Raw genomic sequence first — 19,413 nt, forward strand, 5'->3', positions numbered from 1 at the left:
GCTACATATAATAAAGGAGCAGGACATTATGCAATCACTCATCGATATTCAAAAAAGATTATTACCTGATCTCCTTCAAGTACTACATAAACGATATTCTATCCTTAGACATATCGGTTTTATGCAGCCAGTGGGAAGAAGGAGTCTTGCTTCCAACCTTGGGTACACAGAAAGAGTTCTTCGAAGTGAGGTTGATTTCCTTAAGGAACAAAATCTTGTTTCAATCAACAATATTGGAATGAGTTTAACTTCTGAAGGGAAAAATTTGCTAGAGGATTTAGAAGGACTAATCCGAGAATTAATCGGTATTGACGTAATGGAATTGGAACTGAAACACCGCTTTAAGATTCAAAAGGTTATTATTGTTCCTGGAAACAGTGATGAATCCCAGATGGTAAAGAGAGGATTTAGGCAAGGCTTGTGCCTTTTGCATGAAAAAATATCTAACTGGGAAAAATATTATCGCTGTAACGGGCGGATCAACGATGGCTGCTGTCGCAAACGTGCTTACACCTGAGATTGGGAAAAAGGAATTGCTGTTTGTACCGGCACGCGGCGGGATTGGTGAGGATGTCCAGAACCAGGCAAATACAATAAGCTCGATTATGTCGAAAAATACACAGTCTAAGCACCGTGTATTCTATGTACCCGATCAGGTTAGTAACGAAATTTATCAATCCCTGATAAAAGAACCTGAAATCCATGAAGTTTTGAATTTAATTAAATCTGCAAGCATGGTTCTTCATGGAATTGGGGATGCTATTACAATGGCTGAACGACGAAAATCGAGACCCGAGGTTATCCAGAAGCTAGAAGCGAATGCCGCTGTAGGGGAAGCTTTCGGCTATTATTTTAATGAAAAAGGTGAAATCGTCCACAAGGTTTTAACGATTGGACTTCAGCTAGAAGACCTTGCACAGATTCCCAATGTAATTGCTGTTGCAGGCGGAGCCTCTAAGGCGAAAGCTATTAAGGCCTATATGAAACAAGCACCTGCCTCGACGATTTTAATTACCGATGAGGGTGCAGCAAGAAAGTTATTAAAAGGTTAATTCCTTTTTAAAATAAAAAACCTTTTTTCAATACAAGGAGGAAATCAAAATGACAGTAAAAGTTGGTATTAATGGATTTGGTCGTATCGGCCGTAACGTATTCCGTGCGGCATTAAATAATGCAGAAATGGAAATCGTAGCAATTAACGATTTAACAGATGCAAAAATGCTTGCGCACCTTTTAAAATACGATACTGTTCATGGAACTCTTCAACAAGAAGTTACTGTTGACGGCGAATATTTAGTTGTTGGTAACCAAAAGGTAAAAGTAATTGCTGAACGCGATCCAGCTCAATTAGGTTGGGGAGAACTTGGTGTTGAAGTAGTTGTTGAATCTACTGGACGTTTCACAAAGCGTGAAGACGCGGCAAAACACCTTGAAGCAGGTGCGAAGAAAGTTATCATTTCTGCTCCAGCTGATAACGAAGATATCACTATCGTAATGGGTGTTAACCAAGATCAATACGATCCGGCAAACCACCATGTATTATCGAACGCTTCATGTACAACAAACTGTCTAGCTCCTTTTGCGAAGGTTTTAAATGATGAGTTCGGAATTAAGCGTGGAATGATGACTACAATCCACTCTTATACTAATGACCAACAAATCCTTGATTTACCACACAAGGACTACCGTCGTGCTCGTGCAGCTGCTGAGAACATGATTCCTACATCAACTGGTGCAGCGAAAGCAGTTTCTCTAGTACTTCCAGAACTTAAAGGTAAATTAAATGGTATGGCTGTTCGTGTACCAACTCCAAACGTATCAATCGTGGATTTAGTTGCTGAATTAGACAAAGAAGTAACAGCTGATGAAGTAAATGCAGCATTAAAAGCAGCTGCTGAAGGTCCATTAAAAGGAATTTTACACTACAGCGAACTTCCATTAGTATCTACAGATTACAATGGCAGCCCAGCTTCATCTTCAATTGATTCTTTATCAACTATGGTTCTTGAAGGTAATATGGTTAAAGTATTATCTTGGTATGATAACGAAGTTGGTTATTCTAGCCGTGTAGTTGACCTTATTGGTTATATCGCTCAAAAAGGACTTTAATCTTTAGTTAGCTGAGGTTGGAAAATTCTTCATCAAAAAGCTATAATGATTTAGGGTATTCAAAAGGGGAGCGGGGAACATTCCCCCCTTCCCTTTTTTTGTGGAATATGCTGTCAATACATAAGGAGGAGCTTTTCACATGAACAAAAAAACATTAAAAGATGTAGATGTAAAAGGAAAACGCGTTTTCTGCCGTGTTGATTTTAACGTTCCTATGCAGGATGGAAAAATCACGGATGAAACAAGAATCCGCGCTGCATTACCTACTATTCAATATCTAATCGATCAAGGTGCTAAAGTCATCTTAGCGAGCCATTTTGGACGACCAAAAGGTAAAGTAGTAGAGGAAATGCGTTTAACTCCAGTGGGTGTGAGACTATCTGAACTTCTTGGCAAGAACGTGCAAAAAGCGGATGAAGCATACGGTGATTCTGTTAAATCTATCATTGAATCTATGAATGAAGGCGATGTTCTTCTTCTTGAAAATGTTCGTTTTTACCCAGGTGAAGAGAAGAATGATCCTGAACTTGCAAAATCTTTCGCAGAACTTGCTGACGTCTATGTAAATGATGCATTTGGTGCAGCACACAGAGCACATGCTTCCACAGAAGGTATTGCTCACCATCTTCCTGCAGTATCTGGTCTTTTAATGGAAAAAGAGCTTGATGTACTCGGAAAAGCTCTATCTAATCCTGAACGTCCATTTACCGCGATTATTGGCGGTGCAAAGGTGAAGGACAAGATTGGTGTTATTGAAAACCTATTAGAAAAGGTTGATAACCTAATCATTGGCGGCGGTCTTGCTTATACTTTTATTAAGGCACAGGGTCATGAAATTGGTAAATCTCTTCTTGAGGCAGATAAAATCGACTTAGCGAATTCTTTTATCGAAAAAGCTAAAGAAAAAGGTGTCAATTTCTATATGCCGGTTGACGCGATCGTTGCCGATGATTTCTCTGCGGATGCAAATTCTAAAGAGGTAGCAATCGAAGAAATACCAGCAGATTGGGAAGCACTTGATATCGGACCTAAAACAAGAGAAATTTATCGTGAGGTAATCCAAAAGTCAAAATTAGTGATTTGGAACGGACCAATGGGTGTGTTTGAAATCGATAAATTTGCTGGTGGTACAAAGGCTGTTGCTGAAGCACTTGCAGAAGCAGAAGGTACATATTCAGTCATTGGCGGCGGAGACTCTGCTGCAGCAGTAGAGAAATTTAATTTAGCAGAAAAAATGAGTCATATTTCAACAGGCGGCGGTGCTTCACTTGAATTTATGGAAGGTAAAGAACTTCCAGGCGTAGTTGCTTTAAATGATAAATAATAAGAACTTTCTATCTTGAAAGGTTGTGTAACAATGCGTAAACCGATTATTGCAGGTAACTGGAAAATGAATAAGACATTAGCTGAGGCGAAAAGCTTTACTGAGGAAGTAAAAGGTCTTGTTCCCCATCATGAAAAAATGGATTCTGTTATTTGTGCACCCGCTTTATTTTTACAAAGTCTTGTGGAACTAACAGAAGGCAGCGATGTCAAAATTGGTGCCCAAAACATGCATTTCGAAGAAAGCGGAGCTTTTACTGGGGAAATCAGCCCAAAACCTCTTGCTGAAATCGGGGTTCAATATGTGATACTTGGGCATTCTGAACGTCGTGAAATGTTTAATGAAACCGATGAAAGTGTTAATAAAAAGACACTTGCAGCTTTTAAATATAACTTAACGCCAATCGTTTGCTGCGGTGAAACATTAGAGCAGCGTGAAAACGGTGAAACAAATGAACTTGTTGGTTCACAAATTCAAAAAGCTTTAGCTGGTTTAACAGATGAGCAAGTAAAGCAAACCGTTATTGCTTACGAACCAATTTGGGCGATTGGAACAGGCAAATCTTCAACCGCACAAGATGCAAATGAAGTATGTGCTCATATTCGTCAAGTGGTATCTCAGCAATTCAGCGAAGAAGTTGCAAATGCTGTTAGAATTCAGTATGGCGGCAGCGTGAAACCTGAAAATATTAAGGAATACATGGCACAGCCTGATATTGATGGTGCTCTAGTTGGTGGAGCAAGCCTTGAGCCAAATTCATTCCTGCAGTTATTGGAGGCAGGAAGTTATGAGTAAGTCTCCCGTTGCCCTCATCATTCTCGATGGATTTGGATGCAGGGATGAACAAAAAGGGAATGCAGTCTTTCATGCAAAAAAGCCAAATTTTGATCGTTATTGGAGTACGTTTCCACACTCACATTTAACGGCTTCCGGTGAGGCAGTTGGTCTTCCAGAGGGTCAAATGGGTAACTCGGAAGTTGGCCACTTAAATATCGGTGCTGGCCGGATTGTCTACCAAAGCTTAACACGTGTGAATATTGCGATCCGTGAAGGTGAATTTGTAAAAAATGAAACCATCTGCAGCGCAATGGATCATGTGAAGAAAAATGGAACAAACCTTCATTTATTTGGTTTATTATCAGATGGCGGCGTACACAGCCACATTAACCATATGTTTGCTCTTTTGAAGATGGCAAAAGAAGAAGGCGTAGAAAAGGTTTATATTCATGGTTTCCTTGATGGACGTGATGTTGGTCCGAAAACAGCGGCTAAATATATTCAGCAGACTTTGGATAAAATTAATGAGTATGGCATTGGTGAGTTTGCTACGATTTCTGGACGTTATTATTCAATGGATCGTGACAAGCGCTGGGAGCGTGTTGAAAAGGCATACTGCTCCATGGTTTATGGCGATGGCCCAACCTATACCAACCCGTTAGACGTAGTAGAAGATTCCTATCAACATGGAATTTTTGACGAATTCGTGATTCCATCCGTAATTACTAAGGAAGATGGACAACCTGTTGCGACAATTAAAGACAATGACGCAGTCATTTTCTATAATTTCCGTCCAGACCGGGCAATCCAAATTTCTAACGTATTTACAAATGAAGATTTCCGCCCGTTTGACCGTGGTGAGAAACACCCGAGGGATCTATTCTTTGTATGTTTAACACACTTCAGTGAATCGGTAAATGGATATGTTGCGTTTAAGCCTTCTAACTTAGATAACACCTTAGGAGAAGTATTATCGCAAAATGGATTAAAGCAATTAAGAATTGCTGAAACCGAAAAATACCCACATGTTACGTTCTTTATGAGCGGTGGTCGTGAGGACAAGTTCCCTGGAGAAGAGCGAATTCTCATTAACTCACCTAAAGTTGCAACCTATGACCTGCAGCCTGAAATGAGTGCTTATGAAGTTACAGATGCTCTACTGAAAGAAATTCAAGATGATAAATTTGACGCTATTATCCTAAACTTTGCTAACCCTGATATGGTTGGGCATTCAGGAATGCTTGAACCAACTGTGAAGGCAATCGAAACAGTGGATGAATGCTTAGGTAAAATCGTTGATTTAATTCTCGAAAAAGGTGGTACGGCTATTATTACAGCTGACCACGGTAATGCAGATGAAGTTATGACTCTTGAAGGCGAGCCAATGACAGCCCATACCACCAATCCAGTTCCCGTTATTATCACAAAAAATGATGTGGAGTTACGAGAAGGTGGAATCCTAGGAGATCTAGCTCCGACGATGTTAAAGCTGCTTGGTGTACAACAGCCAGAAGAAATGACAGGAAATTCATTAATTAAATAAAATTTTTTTATTAAAAGGAGAGAAATTAAATGCCATTTATTGCAGATGTATACGCACGTGAAGTATTAGATTCCCGCGGTAACCCAACAGTTGAAGTAGAAGTTTTTACTGAATCCGGTGCTTTTGGCCGTGCTTTAGTTCCAAGTGGTGCTTCTACTGGTGAATACGAAGCAGTAGAACTTCGTGATGGTGACAAAGAGCGTTACCTTGGTAAAGGTGTATTAAAAGCTGTAGATAACGTGAACGAAATTATTGCTCCACATCTTGTTGGAGAAGAGTTCAGCGTTTTAGATCAAGTTGCTGTTGACCAAGCTTTAATCGAGCTTGATGGAACTGAAAACAAAGGTAAATTAGGTGCAAATGCGATTCTAGGTGTTTCTATGGCTGTAGCTCATGCTGCTGCAAACTACTTGGATATTCCTTTATATCAATACCTTGGCGGATTCAACTCTAAGCAGCTTCCAGTTCCAATGATGAACATCGTTAACGGCGGAGAGCACGCTGATAATAACGTTGATATTCAAGAGTTCATGGTTATGCCTGTAGGTGCTCCTAATTTCAGAGAAGCACTTCGCATGGGTACAGAAATTTTCCACAGCTTAAAGTCTGTTCTTAAAGAAAAAGGACTTAACACAGCTGTTGGAGATGAAGGTGGATTTGCTCCAAACCTAGGATCTAACGAAGAAGCACTTCAAACGATTGTACAAGCAATCGAAAAAGCTGGCTACAAGCCTGGTGAAGAAGTATTCTTAGCAATGGACGCTGCGTCTTCTGAGTTCTACAACAAAGAAGATGGGAAATACCATCTTAAAGGTGAAGGCGTTGTTAAGACTTCTGCTGAAATGGTTGATTGGTACGAAGAGCTTTCAAATAAATACCCAATCATCTCTATTGAAGATGGTTTAGATGAAAACGATTGGGAAGGCCACAAACTTCTAACTGAACGTCTTGGTAAGAGAGTTCAATTAGTTGGTGATGACCTATTCGTTACAAATACGAAGAAGCTTTCTGAAGGTATTGAAAAAGGAATCGGCAACTCAATCCTTATCAAAGTTAACCAAATCGGTACATTAACTGAAACTTTTGACGCAATTGAAATGGCGAAGCGTGCTGGTTACACTGCAGTTATTTCTCACCGTTCTGGTGAAACTGAAGATAACACAATCGCTGACATCGCTGTTGCAACAAATGCAGGTCAAATTAAAACAGGTGCACCTTCACGTACAGACCGTGTAGCGAAGTACAACCAATTGCTTCGTATCGAAGACCAATTAGGTGAAACAGCACAATACAACGGCTTAAAATCTTTCTATAACCTTAAAAAATAATAATGACTAAAGAACAGGCACTCATTGACGAATGGGTGCCTTTCTTTTTCTGGAGTGCCCAATATTAGTTGGATACGGTCTTGGGTCAACGCAGAGGTGCTGGAGTGACCCAAAGTTAGTTGGAAAAAGAATTAGGGTGCAATGCAGAGGTGCTGAAACGACCCAATGCTAGCTAGAAAAGGTATTAGGGTCCGATGGGGCACTGGTACCGTTCTGGAAGGCATATAATCTAAATGGTAATCTCCAAAAAGCTGACACAAACACTAGTATTGTTAAAAGACCAATTTTATGATACATTAAAAATACTGTGAAATGTACGTACTACTGGAGGTGTCTTTCATGCATGCATTGGTTGTAACATTATTAGTAATTGTTAGTATTGGACTTATTCTAGTTGTCTTATTGCAATCAGGTAAAAGTGCTGGATTATCTGGTGCCATTTCAGGTGGTGCTGAACAATTATTCGGTAAGCAAAAAGCACGAGGACTTGATTTAATTTTACATCGTATTACTGTTGTATTAGCGGTTCTTTTCATTATTCTTGCAGTGTTAGTTGCATACTTCGAAGTTTAATAAAGAATGCTCAAAAACCTGGCTTATGTCAGGTTTTTTTTATGCATAAAAAAACAAACGAAGGCTTTTTTCTGGAATGTTACCCAATTGTTTGCTTAAACTAAGGTAATGGATTTGATTAGAGTTGAAGGAGTTTTTATGATGAAGATTGCAGCACCTCAGCCCTTTACCTTTAAAGGAGGTAAACGAGCTGTTCTATTGCTTCACGGTTTTACCGGTAATTCTGCTGATGTTCGGATGTTGGGGCGCTTTTTAGAAAAAAGGGGATATACCTGTCATGCTCCCCATTATAAAGGACACGGAGTCCCGCCAGAGGAGCTTGTACATACGGGACCAGAAGATTGGTGGCAGGACGTTATAAAGGGTTATAATTTTTTGAAAAATTTAGGCTATGAGGAAATTGCAGTTGGAGGACTTTCACTAGGCGGCGTATTTTCGTTGAAATTGGGTTACACTGTACCTATAAAGGGTATTATACCGATGTGTGCACCTATGTATATAAAAAGTGAAGAAGTGATGTATCAAGGAATTCTCGACTATGCCCGCGAATATAAAGTACGGGAAGGGAAAACGGATGATCAAATTGAATTAGAAATGAATGAGTTTGCAAAAACGCCAATGAAAACCTTAAAGGCTTTGCAATCTTTAATTTCTGACGTCCGCAACCATGTGGATATGATTTATGCTCCAACCTTTGTCGTCCAAGCACGCCACGATAATATGATTAACACAGATAGTGCAAACATCATTTACAATGAAGTTGAGTCCGTAAACAAACAAATTAAATGGTATGAGGAATCGGGACACGTGATTACGTTAGATAAAGAACGTGATCAGCTTCATGAAGATATTTACGCCTTTTTAGAAAAATTGGATTGGCAGAATTAATCCTTTGAGGAGGGATCTTATTGGAAGATAATATTCAACAGCACGTTGATAAGCTTTTACAATATATGAGGGACGAGGCTTACAAACCCTTGACAGTTCAGGAACTGGAAGAAGCATTTGGAATTTCCGACTCGAGCGAGTTTAAGGAATTTGTAAAAGCACTAGTTCAAATGGAGGAAAAAGGACTTGTTGTCCGTACGCGCAGCAACCGTTATGGGCTTCCGCAAAAAATGAACCTTATTCGCGGTAAGCTTACGGGTCATGCAAAAGGTTTTGCGTTTGTGATACCGGATGAACCGGGTATGGATGATATTTTCATACCGCCGAATGAACTGAACAATGCCATGCATGGTGATACGGTTCTTGCCAGAATAGCCTCCGAAACTTCCGGACAGCGAAGAGAAGGAAGTATTATTCGCATTTTGGAAAGAGGCGTGCAGCAAATCGTTGGTACCTATGTGGAAAGCAAAAGCTTTGGCTTTGTAATCCCGGATGATAAGAAATTCGCAAGTGATATCTTTATTCCAAAGTCAGCATCTAAAGGTGCGGTAGAAGGCCATAAGGTGGTGGTTAAGCTTACTACCTATCCGGAAGGCCGTAAAAGTGCTGAAGGAGAAGTTATCACTGTATTGGGCCATAAAAATGACCCGGGTGTGGATATTCTTTCTGTTATTCATAAGCATGGGCTGCCTATGGCTTTCCCTGATGAAGTATTAAAGCAGGCAAATGAGACACCTGATACGATTGATGAAAGCGAATTGGCGAACCGCCGTGATTTACGGAATCAAACGATTGTTACGATAGACGGGGCTGACGCGAAAGATCTTGATGATGCGGTTACTGTAACGAAGCTTGAAAATGGCAACTATAAGCTTGGCGTACATATTGCAGATGTCAGCTATTATGTAAAAGAAGGAACGCCAATCGACCTTGAGGCAGAAGAACGCGCCACAAGTGTTTATTTAGTGGATAGAGTAATTCCAATGATTCCACACAGGTTATCAAATGGAATTTGTTCACTAAATCCACGAGTTGACCGGCTGGTGTTATCATGTGATATGGAAATTAATCCAGAAGGTCAAGTTGTTAATCATGAGATTTTTCAGAGTGTCATCAAGACTACTGAGAGAATGACTTATTTTGATGTAAATAAGATTTTAGTTGATAAAGATGAGGAAACACGTTCCCGCTATGAATCACTTGTTCCGATGTTTGAACAAATGGAGGAACTCGCCCAAATCTTGCGCGAGAAGAGAATGAAGCGCGGTGCGATTGATTTCGACTTTAAAGAATCTAAGGTTTTGGTCGATGAAGATAGTAAACCGGTAGATGTTGTTCTTCGTGAACGTTCAGTGGCAGAAAGATTAATCGAAGAATTTATGCTTGCGGCCAATGAAACAGTTGCAGAGCATTTTCATTGGATGGAAGTACCGTTTATTTATCGAATCCATGAAGATCCAAAAGAAGATAAGCTTAGAAGATTCTTCGAGTTTATCACCAACTTTGGCTACATTGTAAAAGGAACAGCGAATGATGTCCATCCAAGAGCGTTGCAGGAAATTATTGAAGAGGTCCAAGGGAAACCAGAAGAGATGGTTATTTCGACTGTTATGCTTAGGTCCATGCAGCAGGCAAAATACGATCCTGAAAGCCTAGGTCACTTTGGATTATCAACAGAGTTTTATACTCATTTCACATCGCCAATTCGACGGTATCCGGATACCATCGTCCATCGTTTAATCCGGACGTATTTAATTGAAGGCAAGATAGATGAGGCGACGAGGGAAAAATGGAATGCCAGATTGCCTGAAATTGCTCAGCATTCATCGAAAATGGAGCGCCGGGCTGTTGATGCAGAACGTGAAACGGATGAGCTTAAGAAAGCCGAATATATGGAAGATAAGATTGGTGAAGAGTATGATGGTATCATTAGCTCGGTAACCAATTTTGGGATGTTTGTTGAGCTTCCAAATACCATTGAAGGTCTCGTTCATGTCAGCTATTTGACAGATGATTACTATCGATTCGACGAGCGCCATTTTGCCATGATTGGTGAGCGGACAGGGAATGTGTTCCGAATTGGCGATGAAATAACTGTACGCGTGGTAAAAGTCAATAAAGACGAGCGTTCCATCGACTTTGAGGTCGTTGGTATGAAAGGTACACGCCGAGAGCGTTCAGAGACCCCGAGAGTATTTAAAACAGGCAGCGATACGAAGAAGCCGCGCCGTAATAAACAAGAAGGTCGAGGCGATGGGCAAAAGTCTGAAGCACGTGGAGGCGGAACAGGTCAAGGATCTGGCACACGAAAGAAAAAGAAATTTTACGATAATGTACCTAAGAATAAAAGCACTAAACGTAAAAATAAGAAAAGATAATTTAGGAGAGGGCCTTATACTCGCCCTCTCAGTGTAGATTTTTGTGTTGGTATGAGAATTCATAGGCGGAGAAATTCCTGCTAATCTATATAGGGGAAGCTTAAGAAACAGATATAAGCGGAGATATTCCGGTTAACTGCTTTAAAAAAGACAAAATCCAAAGATTTGGATAATATAAGCGGAAAAACTCCCCTTATTTTTAAGGAAATATGGGTATTTCCCAATTTAGCCGGAATTTTTCCGTTTATTTTTCATATTCAGTAAAATCAACATTCAGTTATAACAGAGCCTAACCCTAAAAAAAACAACAGCTTATATCTATTTGCAAGTAAAAATGTTTTGAATTTTGCTGCGCTAACTGGCTATTTTACCCCCACATTTTAATATACAATTGCACTACAAATTCTCCCAAAATAATTATCGAAATCCCTTTATATCAACAAAATAGACCTCCAAATTACCATACAATTTGATGGCCGTTTTGCATTACATTTTTAATTGCGGTAGTTAACGGAACCTGTTAGCCTTATACGAGGTCCTCTTTCAATTGTTATGAATACAGTTTTCTGCTAAAATGAACCCATAACGAGGTGAGAGACATGCCAAAAGGTGAAGGAAAAGTTGTTGCGCAAAATAAGAAGGCATACCATGATTACTTTATTGAAGAAACATATGAGGCTGGTATTGTTCTTCAAGGTACAGAAATCAAATCAATACGCGCTGGCAAAGTGAATTTAAAGGATTCCTATGCAAGAATCCACAATGGTGAAATGCATTTATTAAATATGCATGTAAGCCCATATGAACAAGGGAATCGCTATAATCATGACCCATTAAGGCAGCGAAAGCTTTTGCTCCATAAGCGGGAAATTAATAAGCTTTTTGGAGAAACAAGAGAAGCTGGTTATGCACTGATCCCATTAAAGATTTATTTGAAAAATGGGTTTGCGAAGGTTTTATTAGGGTTAGCAAAGGGTAAAAAGAATTATGATAAACGTGAGGTTCTTAAGCAAAAAGAGGCAAAGCGTGATATCGAGCGTGCCTTCCGCGACCGTCAGAAAATATAATTACAAATACTTACAATTGAAAAATTCGCTCAGTGTGTTATAATAAGTTTGTCGCTAAGGAGCGATGATAACTTTTGCTCAAACTATTGTTGAGCATCCTAACGTCTGCAGCTTTAATCTTTAAGTAGATTTCAGCTCATTTTATATGGGGGCGCTACGGATTCGACAGGGGTAGTTCGAGCTTGGGTTGCGAGTCGAGGGGATCGGCCTCGTTAAAACGTCAACGCCTATAACTGGCAAAACTAACAACAACCTAGCTTTCGCAGCTTAATAACTGCATAGCTGTTCGCCCCTCCATCGCCTATGTGGTAGGGTAGCGGACTCACTCTTAGTAGGCTACGCCGGAGTCCACCGTCTGAGGGCGAAGGAAGAGAACAACCAGACTAGCTGACCGGACGCCTGTCGATAGGCAAAAGGATCAGCGAAGTGCCAATATGTCGACTACACTCGTAGAAGCTTAAGTGCCGATATCTTTGGACGCGGGTTCGATTCCCGCCGTCTCCACCATACATAAGGTGGATAACAAGATCAGCTGACGCTGGTCTTTTTTATTTGTAAAAGAGCTATCCTTTCATGAAGAAGGGATAGCTTTTTCGTTTTAATGTGGCATATTATTGTTCATATTCATATTATTATTTGGCATTTGCCCCATTGGCTGTCCCATTGCTTGCCCTTGTGCAGGTGCGAATGCATTCCGGTAGGTATTCATATCCTGCTCTGCAAGCTGAGGTACTTGATAGTAATGGTGTTTATTTTGATAAATAGAGAGTTCATAGCCCATTTCTATGCAATTTGGTATAGAATCAGCCAGCACACGGCGAACAACAGGATTCGTTGTTTCTAGTGCTGCCATCGTTTTCATCGAAGCTCCAGATTTACAAGATGTAAGCATACAGCTTGAAATGTATTCATCATTAATCTCTGACACAGATTGGAAAGGCTTCTTCGGCTGAGAAAGCTTCATTCCATAAATAAAGTCATTTCCTTGATTCATCATATATTTGGAAGTTGGATGAGATGGGTTTTGACCTGTCTTAAAGCACTCTAACGTGATGTTATATTCATCCTGCATAAATTTATATTGGCGGTCAAGAATGTCCAATAGTTCAGGGTCTTTTACATATTGGCGTAGTAACATGTAGGAATTCATGGTTCCAATAGCTGCTCCTAGAACTTCATTTAAGTCGATTACCTCATGACCTCCATGATTAAGTTGTGGAGGTACATTCCCTGTATGCATGTTTTGGTGCATTTGTCCCTGCTGGTTTTGCATCATAATTTTCTCCTCCTAATTGATTATAATAGCCATTGTTATTATGTATCAATTGACCAGAGTTATTCACTTGAACAATTTTTTCAAAAGATTGTAACCTAAAGGTTTTAGAAAAAAAAAAATCGTCAATAATGACAGGTAGTGAGTATTAGGAGGTGCGTGAAAAGTGCAAGAAGAACTAAGGATTTTTTATCAGATATTTACCACAACCAAAGACGCAATTGAAAAATTTATGAATATGCTTGATCCAGTTATTCAAAATGCGGCTGATGAACATGAAAGACTGTACTATCACCATATTTATGAAGAAGAGGAACAGCGTCTATCTCGATTAGTCGTACTGATCCCACATATTCAGAAGTTTCAAGAAGTCAAAGATGAGAAAGAGTTTTCTCCAACCAACAACGAATTCAATCGACTTTTACAAGAGCTTAATCTTGAAAAATTCGGTTTACATAATTTTGTCGAACATCTTGATTTGGCGCTATTTCGTTTCACCGATCAAGAGCGGAGCAGCCTACTAAATGGTTTAAGGGAAGTATCGTATAAGGATTACCAGCAAGTAAAACAAATGCTATTCGATATTAACAGTCGATTTGACACCAACTATGTGGATCCACATGCCCACCATGATGAGCACCATGATCATTTAGACCGGTCAGCTGCTGTAACAGTAATTGCCCATACTCCTCAGACTAAACAGAGAAGAGGATTTTCGGTGGGAAGCTTAATATAAGGAAAAGAGAGGACAGACTAATGAATAAATTACAATTATACCCAGATTCACCGTTATCAAGTCAAGAGTTTACGCAATTGGATCAAACAGTGATTGAAGCAGCTCGAAGACAGCTTGTAGGCCGCCGCTTTATTGAATTATATGGCCCATTAGGTCGTGGTGTACAAAGCATTTTTAATGACATTTTCTCAGAAAACTTAGAAGCAAAAATGGATTTTCAGGGTTCCTTCGATACCGATATTGAGAATAGTAAAAGGGTGAACTACACCATTCCATTGCTTTATAAAGATTTCGTATTATATTGGCGTGATATAGACCAGGCAAAGGTATTAGATATCCCGATTGATTTTTCCGCGGCAGCCAATGCAGCCCGAGATGTAGCGATTCTAGAGGATCAAATGATTTTCCACGGCACGAAGGAATTTGATATTCCAGGTTTAATGAATGTACCTGGGCGCTTAACACATTTAATCGGTGAATGGTATGAATCTGGAAATGCCTTTCAGGATGTGGTTGATGCAAGGAATAAATTGCTTGAGATGAACCACAATGGACCATTTGCCCTTGTGCTGTCGCCGCAGTTGTATTCTCTAGTTCATCGTGTTCATCGTGATACGAATGTCCTAGAAATTGAACATATACGGGAATTGGTTACGGATGGAGTGTTCCAATCACCTGTTTTAAAAGGAAGATCTGGAGTGTTGCTAAATACAGGAAGAAACAATCTCGATTTGGCTATTTCAGAGGACTTTGATACAGCTTACTTGGGTGTAGAAGGGATGAACCATCCATTCCGTGTTTACGAAACCGTTGTTTTACGAATAAAGCGGCCTTCTGCCATTTGCACATTGGAATCTATGGGGGATTAATGAAGAACCGAGTATTAACAGTCGGATCCCTTATTCCAGGAAGGCTGATTGTAAAACCACCAGCACCATTGCAAACCGAGAGTAAAAAAGTCAAAACAGAAGGCGTTATTGTAGAGCAAAACGGAAAAAGGATGGAAATTCAGCCAGTAAAAGGAAAGTTGTTGGATGCTGCCTTGAATCAAGGTAAGCCAATTCAATATAAATGCCGCAAAGGAACGTGCGGTCAGTGTACGGTCAAAGTGTTAAAAGGTCCCGGAATATCTGCTCCAAATGAACAGGAGAAGAAGAAGCTAAAGAATGAGATAACCAACGGTTACCGCTTGGCTTGTCAGGCTGAAATACTATAAAAAATTCCGATTAAAAGCAGGATTAATCACTTTCAAAAAAACGAGGTCCATTTAACAGGACCTCGTTTTTTTTATGCTAATTTTATTATTTTATCTTCAACTGGGAATGGAAGTGAGATATTGTGTTTGTTTAATTCATTTACACTAATATCCTGAACAAGTCTCAATGCTTCTTTTTTAAACGTCTTTGTGACAAATCCAGCGTTAACTTCGCATAGCTTCTGCAGGTATTGTAAAGTATCACGGACGAGCATTTGTTTGATATAAGTGTTATTCAGCTGGCAGATTAATTTATGCTCTAGTCCTTTAATAACTGCAATTTGGTCCACATGGGCAATGATGTTTTGTCCCTCTCCATCAATAAAACCAACAGATATATACTGTCCTTTAGAGAAATCAACATTCGTAAACACTGGGTTTAGATAGGTTTCACCGGAAGAAAGACGAATAGAGTCTGCTTCTGCAGCACCACCAATTTTCCGTTGATTCGCAATTACCGTATGAATATCCTTTAACCCAAATAGCATGTTAAACATAATGATGATCCCTCATTTCCAAAGTTGTTTATACTCATAATTTTATAGATAATGAGAATCATTGTCAATGGAATTTCTGGTCAATTTTTAACGAAAAAGGATACTCCAATTAATGGGAATTCCCCAAAATTATAGTTTAAAGGAGTTATGAAGGTATCAGTATATTTGCGAATGAGAGAATGCTGAGGAATGATAAACTAACAAGTACTGAAAAAGTAAGCCTTAACCAAACTCTATGAATGAACGAAACTAGAAAGGTAGCCATTATACAAAACCAACTTATGACTGAAAAAATAATAAAGCAATCAAGTACGATATGAGAAGGTTGTCCCCAGTAAAATAGTCCACCTAAAAAAATACTCAGCACAAGTGGAATAAATAAATCCTTAATCTTGCCTAGAACAGGTACACTTCCATGTTCAAGGGATCTCTTTGATAGCAGCGGATAAATAAAATAAGGTAATACGAGCCCAAAGGCAATCCCAGTCAATAATCTCCGAGGATTATTGGATTCAAATAGGTGTGTATACGACCCTAGACCGTCTATTATTAATGGAACGAGAAATAACAGAAGCAAAAAGCTTATATTAATAGAAGGAATCGTAATACTTTGTTTTCGCTTTGAAAAATGCAAATAAATAAGCGTAGAAAATATACCTATATAAATCCCAGTATCTCTCGCGCAAACTGCTAGGGCCTCACCGGATACTTGGAGCGATCGTTCTTCTAACTGATGACATATCGCCCTACCGAAAAAATGCAAAAATTCATGAAGCAATCCAACCACTCCTACAATTAAGAACCCAATTCATTCGTATAAACTGGGTTCTCTCTCAATTTAGTATGTCATAAAGGCAGGGATTACGGATAGGGCTGAAGCGGCAAACCAGCAAATACAACTAAGGACAATGGAAACAATACCAACGATTAAACAGGTCTTTCCGATGGCTTTCTTGTCTAAATCTTGATCATTCATCCAAACGATCCCAAGGATTATTCCCACAACTGGTATGATAAAGGACAAAATGTATAAAAGTGCTCTTTGACCTCTCGACAAATAAATCCCCTCCGTATAAAAAATTCCACCAATTATTTAATTTCACGCTCTTTGGATATGTATGTGAAGGGGAAGGATAATTTGCCTGTCTGCTTTTATAAATTTCTATCGATTCCTGGGTCTATAGAATCAATCCAATTTTATAAAAAGATTCATTCTTAAAAGTAACAATCATGTACTTATTTGTTATAATAAAGTTATTACATAGTTCATTAGGACATAAAAATGGGGTTTGGTAAATTAATATGATAAATAATCTAATTAAAAGCAGCGGTTTTAAAAGAATTTCGATTTTTGTCTTACTTGCTTTAGTTCTTTACGGACTAAAAGATATGATCAATTTGATCTTATTTACCTTTATCTTTACTTTTTTAATGGACCGGTTAGTGATCTTCTTGAGTAGAAAAATACCACTCAACCGAAAAATACTTGTTATCGCATCCTATTCCACCATTGTAGGCCTTCTCACTTACGGTATTGTGAAATACTTACCAATGATAATAGGAGAAATAACAGCATTAATAAAACAGATTACAGCATTTTATACGAAAGAGCACGATAACATTATATTAAATTATTTGGTAAGCCGTCTTGAGGAAATTCAGATATCAAATTATTTGGAGAGAGGCTTTACCTTTTTAATTACCTATTTTACAGATATTAGTACCTTTGGTTTGCAAATCCTAATTGCTCTGTTAATGAGCTTATTTTACCTATTAGAAAAACCTCGTTTAATTGAATTTACGAAAAAATTTAAAACGAGTAAAGTGGCATCTATTTATGCAGAGATAGAATTCTTTTCACTAAAATTCGTCGGTACCTTCGGGAAGGTAATCGAAGCGCAATTAATCATTGCCGTCGTTAACTGTATTCTGACAACCATTGCATTATGGATTTTTGGCTTCCCGCAATTGGGTGGACTGTCCATCATGATTCTATTCCTGGGATTGATTCCGGTTGCCGGGGTAATCATTTCTTTGATTCCACTGGTTATCATAGGGTATAGTATTGGCGGCATTATGACCGTACTATATGTTTTTATTGCGATTATGATTATCCATGCAATCGAAGCCTATATTTTGAATCCGAATTTAATGTCGTCCAAAACAAACTTACCGGTTTTCTATACTTTCCTAGTATTAATCTTTTCTGAACATTTCTTCGGAGTTTGGGGTTTAATCATCGGTATTCCGGTCTTTGTTTTCATATTGGATGTTTTAGAAGTTACAGATCATAAGAAAGTTTAGAGGGTGTTGTAATGAGCGAATGCAAACTTAATCATTCACAAGAAGATGTAAGAAGTAAGTTTGAATCTCAAGAAGCGTTTCTTCCGGAAGACATGAAGCCATTGTTTGAACAGTTCCTAACTAAAGAACATACACAAGATCTATTAAATGAAGTGTTTCATTTATTAAAAAAATATGATTTAGCTTCAGAAGAAGAAAAGAATCAGAGAAATAACCGATTGTTTTTGGTATTGAAAAATGTATAACATCTTAACCTCCTGCGATGGGGGTTTTTATTTTTGGAGAAATCTCCCTCATTAGGAAAGCGGCTCTGTTCATGAAATCTTTCTTTTTTGAAAATAGTAAAGATAACTAAACATGCAGGAGAAAGCAGGGATATAGTGGGAGAATTATTTAGTTTATTAAGAAAAGGTAACAAGTCCGCTTTGATTGCAGCTATCGTTAACACGATTATTTCCATCGCTAAAGGCGTTGCCTATATGTTTACTGGAAATGTTGCGATGTTTGCAGAAACGATGCATAGTTTGGGTGATGCGGCAAACCAGGTTTTCGTATTCATTGGTTCTGCCTTAAGCAAGAAGTCGCCAACCAATCGCTTTCCGAACGGATTTGGCCGCTTGGTAAACTTAGTCTTATTGGGTGCGGTCTTAATCGTTGGTATCATGGCTTTTGAAACCATCCAAGAAGGTTATCATCATATTCTTCACCCTGCTGAATCAGAAGGGTTCTTCATTAATGTAGGTGTACTCGCATTTGCCGTAATACTTGAAATCTATGTTCTTTATAAGGCAATGAAGGAAGTTTTGCATGAGGTTGGTGAACCAGCAAGTGGTCCAAGTGTCTTTTTTAAAAGTTTTGCCCATCTTGGCAGGGCGAAGCCAGCAACAAAGCTTGTATTCATGGAAGATTTAGTCGCGACAAGCGGGGGCTTACTCGCTATTATTGCAGTTGTGATTTCACATTTTACGGATATCCATTGGGTTGAAGGAGCTGCTTCGATACTTATTGGTCTAATGATGTTCTTCGTTGTCGGTCGAGTATTTTTGGATAATGCTGCAGGTGTTCTTGGCAGGGCAGATGAGGAAATGGAAGAGAAGATTGGTCAATTAGTGATGTCTGACCCTGATGTTACAGATATCCAAGACCTTGCAGTAATTAAAGAAGGGGAAGATTTGCATGTGGAATTGGAAATTGAGATTGACCCGAGTCTAACGATAGCGGCTGCAGATGATATTAAAGACCGTTTACAGGAGAAATTAATGGCAGAAAAAGGCGTAGTTGATGTCACAATTGAGTTTGATGAAGAAGATGGAGTAAGGACGTGGAACAATGAATCCATGGTGAAAAAATAAAGATAGGCT

General features: G+C 39.0%; 19 protein-coding genes, 1 other RNA gene and 1 pseudogene. 17 read left to right on the forward strand and 4 right to left on the reverse strand.

Features of this window, described 5'->3' with window-relative positions:
• Positions 1-28: 28 nt before the first annotated feature.
• The 11 genes and pseudogenes from QFZ28_RS06610 to ssrA all read left to right on the forward strand — a co-directional run bounded on the left by QFZ28_RS06610 (position 29) and on the right by ssrA (position 12,494).
• Positions 29-1,052 (forward strand): annotated as a pseudogene (locus tag QFZ28_RS06610) (sugar-binding transcriptional regulator).
• Between the two features lie 49 nt (positions 1,053-1,101).
• Positions 1,102-2,109: a type I glyceraldehyde-3-phosphate dehydrogenase gene (gene gap, locus QFZ28_RS06615; RefSeq protein WP_307193918.1), complete on the forward strand. Its 1,008-nt coding sequence runs from the start codon at positions 1,102-1,104 to the stop codon at positions 2,107-2,109.
• 139 nt (positions 2,110-2,248) lie between these two features.
• Positions 2,249-3,433 carry a phosphoglycerate kinase gene (locus QFZ28_RS06620; protein WP_307193919.1) on the forward strand — a complete coding sequence of 395 codons (1,185 nt, stop codon included), beginning with the start codon at positions 2,249-2,251 and terminating at the stop codon, positions 3,431-3,433.
• Positions 3,434-3,466: 33 nt separating this feature from the next.
• Positions 3,467-4,228, forward strand: a complete 762-nt coding sequence (gene tpiA / locus QFZ28_RS06625; RefSeq protein WP_307193920.1) for a triose-phosphate isomerase — start codon at positions 3,467-3,469, stop codon at positions 4,226-4,228.
• Complete coding sequence (gene gpmI / locus QFZ28_RS06630) at positions 4,221-5,753, forward strand: 2,3-bisphosphoglycerate-independent phosphoglycerate mutase (protein ID WP_307193921.1); 1,533 nt, start codon at positions 4,221-4,223, stop codon at positions 5,751-5,753. Before tpiA ends, gpmI begins: the two co-directional genes overlap by 8 nt.
• A 29-nt stretch (positions 5,754-5,782) precedes the next feature.
• Positions 5,783-7,081, forward strand: coding sequence for a phosphopyruvate hydratase (eno, locus tag QFZ28_RS06635; RefSeq protein WP_307193922.1), 1,299 nt, complete (start codon positions 5,783-5,785; stop codon positions 7,079-7,081).
• Between the two features lie 339 nt (positions 7,082-7,420).
• Entirely contained in the window at positions 7,421-7,654 is a 234-nt protein-coding gene (secG, locus tag QFZ28_RS06640) for a preprotein translocase subunit SecG (RefSeq protein WP_179595247.1), read from the forward strand.
• 141 nt (positions 7,655-7,795) lie between these two features.
• Positions 7,796-8,542, forward strand: coding sequence for an alpha/beta hydrolase (locus QFZ28_RS06645; protein ID WP_307193923.1), 747 nt, complete (start codon positions 7,796-7,798; stop codon positions 8,540-8,542).
• A 20-nt stretch (positions 8,543-8,562) separates the two neighbouring features.
• Positions 8,563-10,920, forward strand: a complete 2,358-nt coding sequence (rnr, locus tag QFZ28_RS06650) for a ribonuclease R (RefSeq protein ID WP_307193924.1) — start codon at positions 8,563-8,565, stop codon at positions 10,918-10,920.
• A gap of 599 nt (positions 10,921-11,519) precedes the next feature.
• Positions 11,520-11,987: an SsrA-binding protein SmpB gene (smpB, locus tag QFZ28_RS06655; RefSeq protein WP_283862093.1), complete on the forward strand. Its 468-nt coding sequence runs from the start codon at positions 11,520-11,522 to the stop codon at positions 11,985-11,987.
• Positions 11,988-12,134: 147 nt separating this feature from the next.
• Positions 12,135-12,494: a transfer-messenger RNA gene (gene ssrA / locus QFZ28_RS06660) on the forward strand.
• 91 nt (positions 12,495-12,585) lie between these two features.
• On the opposite strand, the gene QFZ28_RS06665 is transcribed toward ssrA, so the two are convergent.
• On the reverse strand, positions 12,586-13,260 hold the full coding sequence (locus QFZ28_RS06665; RefSeq protein WP_307196964.1) for a spore coat protein: 675 nt from the start codon (positions 13,258-13,260) through the stop codon (positions 12,586-12,588).
• Positions 13,261-13,426: 166 nt separating this feature from the next.
• Between QFZ28_RS06665 and QFZ28_RS06670 the strand changes: the two genes are divergently transcribed.
• From QFZ28_RS06670 to QFZ28_RS06680, 3 genes are read left to right on the forward strand one after another with little or no spacing between them, the layout of a single operon-like run.
• Entirely contained in the window at positions 13,427-13,996 is a 570-nt protein-coding gene (locus QFZ28_RS06670) for an IMEF encapsulin system ferritin-like cargo protein (RefSeq protein WP_307193925.1), read from the forward strand.
• A 20-nt stretch (positions 13,997-14,016) separates the two neighbouring features.
• Positions 14,017-14,865, forward strand: coding sequence for a family 1 encapsulin nanocompartment shell protein (locus tag QFZ28_RS06675; RefSeq protein ID WP_307193926.1), 849 nt, complete (start codon positions 14,017-14,019; stop codon positions 14,863-14,865).
• The gene (locus QFZ28_RS06680) at positions 14,865-15,212 is read left to right on the forward strand and encodes a 2Fe-2S iron-sulfur cluster-binding protein (protein ID WP_307193927.1); all 348 of its coding nucleotides are present in this window, start codon (positions 14,865-14,867) and stop codon (positions 15,210-15,212) included. The genes QFZ28_RS06675 and QFZ28_RS06680 overlap by 1 nt, the downstream gene beginning before the upstream one ends.
• A gap of 71 nt (positions 15,213-15,283) precedes the next feature.
• On the opposite strand, the gene QFZ28_RS06685 is transcribed toward QFZ28_RS06680, so the two are convergent.
• The 3 genes from QFZ28_RS06685 to QFZ28_RS06695 form a co-directional block, all read right to left on the reverse strand.
• Positions 15,284-15,748, reverse strand: coding sequence for a hypothetical protein (locus QFZ28_RS06685; protein WP_307193928.1), 465 nt, complete (start codon positions 15,746-15,748; stop codon positions 15,284-15,286).
• A 145-nt stretch (positions 15,749-15,893) separates the two neighbouring features.
• A complete protein-coding gene (locus QFZ28_RS06690; RefSeq protein WP_307193929.1) occupies positions 15,894-16,526 on the reverse strand; it encodes a DUF2085 domain-containing protein in 633 nt (210 codons plus the stop codon).
• 60 nt (positions 16,527-16,586) lie between these two features.
• Positions 16,587-16,805 carry a hypothetical protein gene (locus QFZ28_RS06695; protein ID WP_307193930.1) on the reverse strand — a complete coding sequence of 73 codons (219 nt, stop codon included), beginning with the start codon at positions 16,803-16,805 and terminating at the stop codon, positions 16,587-16,589.
• A 239-nt stretch (positions 16,806-17,044) separates the two neighbouring features.
• On the opposite strand from QFZ28_RS06695, the gene QFZ28_RS06700 reads away from it, so the two are divergent.
• The 3 genes from QFZ28_RS06700 (at position 17,045) to QFZ28_RS06710 (ending at position 19,404) form a co-directional block, all read left to right on the forward strand.
• Entirely contained in the window at positions 17,045-18,052 is a 1,008-nt protein-coding gene (locus tag QFZ28_RS06700) for an AI-2E family transporter (protein WP_373428120.1), read from the forward strand.
• Positions 18,053-18,063: 11 nt separating this feature from the next.
• Entirely contained in the window at positions 18,064-18,297 is a 234-nt protein-coding gene (locus tag QFZ28_RS06705) for a hypothetical protein (RefSeq protein ID WP_307193932.1), read from the forward strand.
• 135 nt (positions 18,298-18,432) lie between these two features.
• The gene (locus tag QFZ28_RS06710) at positions 18,433-19,404 is read left to right on the forward strand and encodes a cation diffusion facilitator family transporter (protein WP_307196965.1); all 972 of its coding nucleotides are present in this window, start codon (positions 18,433-18,435) and stop codon (positions 19,402-19,404) included.
• Positions 19,405-19,413 lie beyond the last annotated feature (9 nt).

Origin of the sequence: Neobacillus niacini (assembly GCF_030817695.1) — a bacterium.
Taxonomy (GTDB): Bacteria; Bacillota; Bacilli; order Bacillales; family Cytobacillaceae; genus Neobacillus; species Neobacillus niacini_F.

Coding starts and splice junctions, on each gene's coding strand:
- gap (WP_307193918.1), top strand. CDS start 1,102: ATGACAGTAAAAGTTGGTATTAATGGATTTGGTCGTATCGGCCGTAAC.
- QFZ28_RS06620 (WP_307193919.1), top strand. CDS start 2,249: ATGAACAAAAAAACATTAAAAGATGTAGATGTAAAAGGAAAACGCGTT.
- tpiA (WP_307193920.1), top strand. CDS start 3,467: ATGCGTAAACCGATTATTGCAGGTAACTGGAAAATGAATAAGACATTA.
- gpmI (WP_307193921.1), top strand. CDS start 4,221: ATGAGTAAGTCTCCCGTTGCCCTCATCATTCTCGATGGATTTGGATGC.
- eno (WP_307193922.1), top strand. CDS start 5,783: ATGCCATTTATTGCAGATGTATACGCACGTGAAGTATTAGATTCCCGC.
- secG (WP_179595247.1), top strand. CDS start 7,421: ATGCATGCATTGGTTGTAACATTATTAGTAATTGTTAGTATTGGACTT.
- QFZ28_RS06645 (WP_307193923.1), top strand. CDS start 7,796: ATGAAGATTGCAGCACCTCAGCCCTTTACCTTTAAAGGAGGTAAACGA.
- smpB (WP_283862093.1), top strand. CDS start 11,520: ATGCCAAAAGGTGAAGGAAAAGTTGTTGCGCAAAATAAGAAGGCATAC.
- QFZ28_RS06665 (WP_307196964.1), bottom strand. CDS start 13,260: ATGCAAAACCAGCAGGGACAAATGCACCAAAACATGCATACAGGGAAT.
- QFZ28_RS06675 (WP_307193926.1), top strand. CDS start 14,017: ATGAATAAATTACAATTATACCCAGATTCACCGTTATCAAGTCAAGAG.
- QFZ28_RS06680 (WP_307193927.1), top strand. CDS start 14,865: ATGAAGAACCGAGTATTAACAGTCGGATCCCTTATTCCAGGAAGGCTG.
- QFZ28_RS06685 (WP_307193928.1), bottom strand. CDS start 15,748: ATGTTTAACATGCTATTTGGGTTAAAGGATATTCATACGGTAATTGCG.
- QFZ28_RS06705 (WP_307193932.1), top strand. CDS start 18,064: ATGAGCGAATGCAAACTTAATCATTCACAAGAAGATGTAAGAAGTAAG.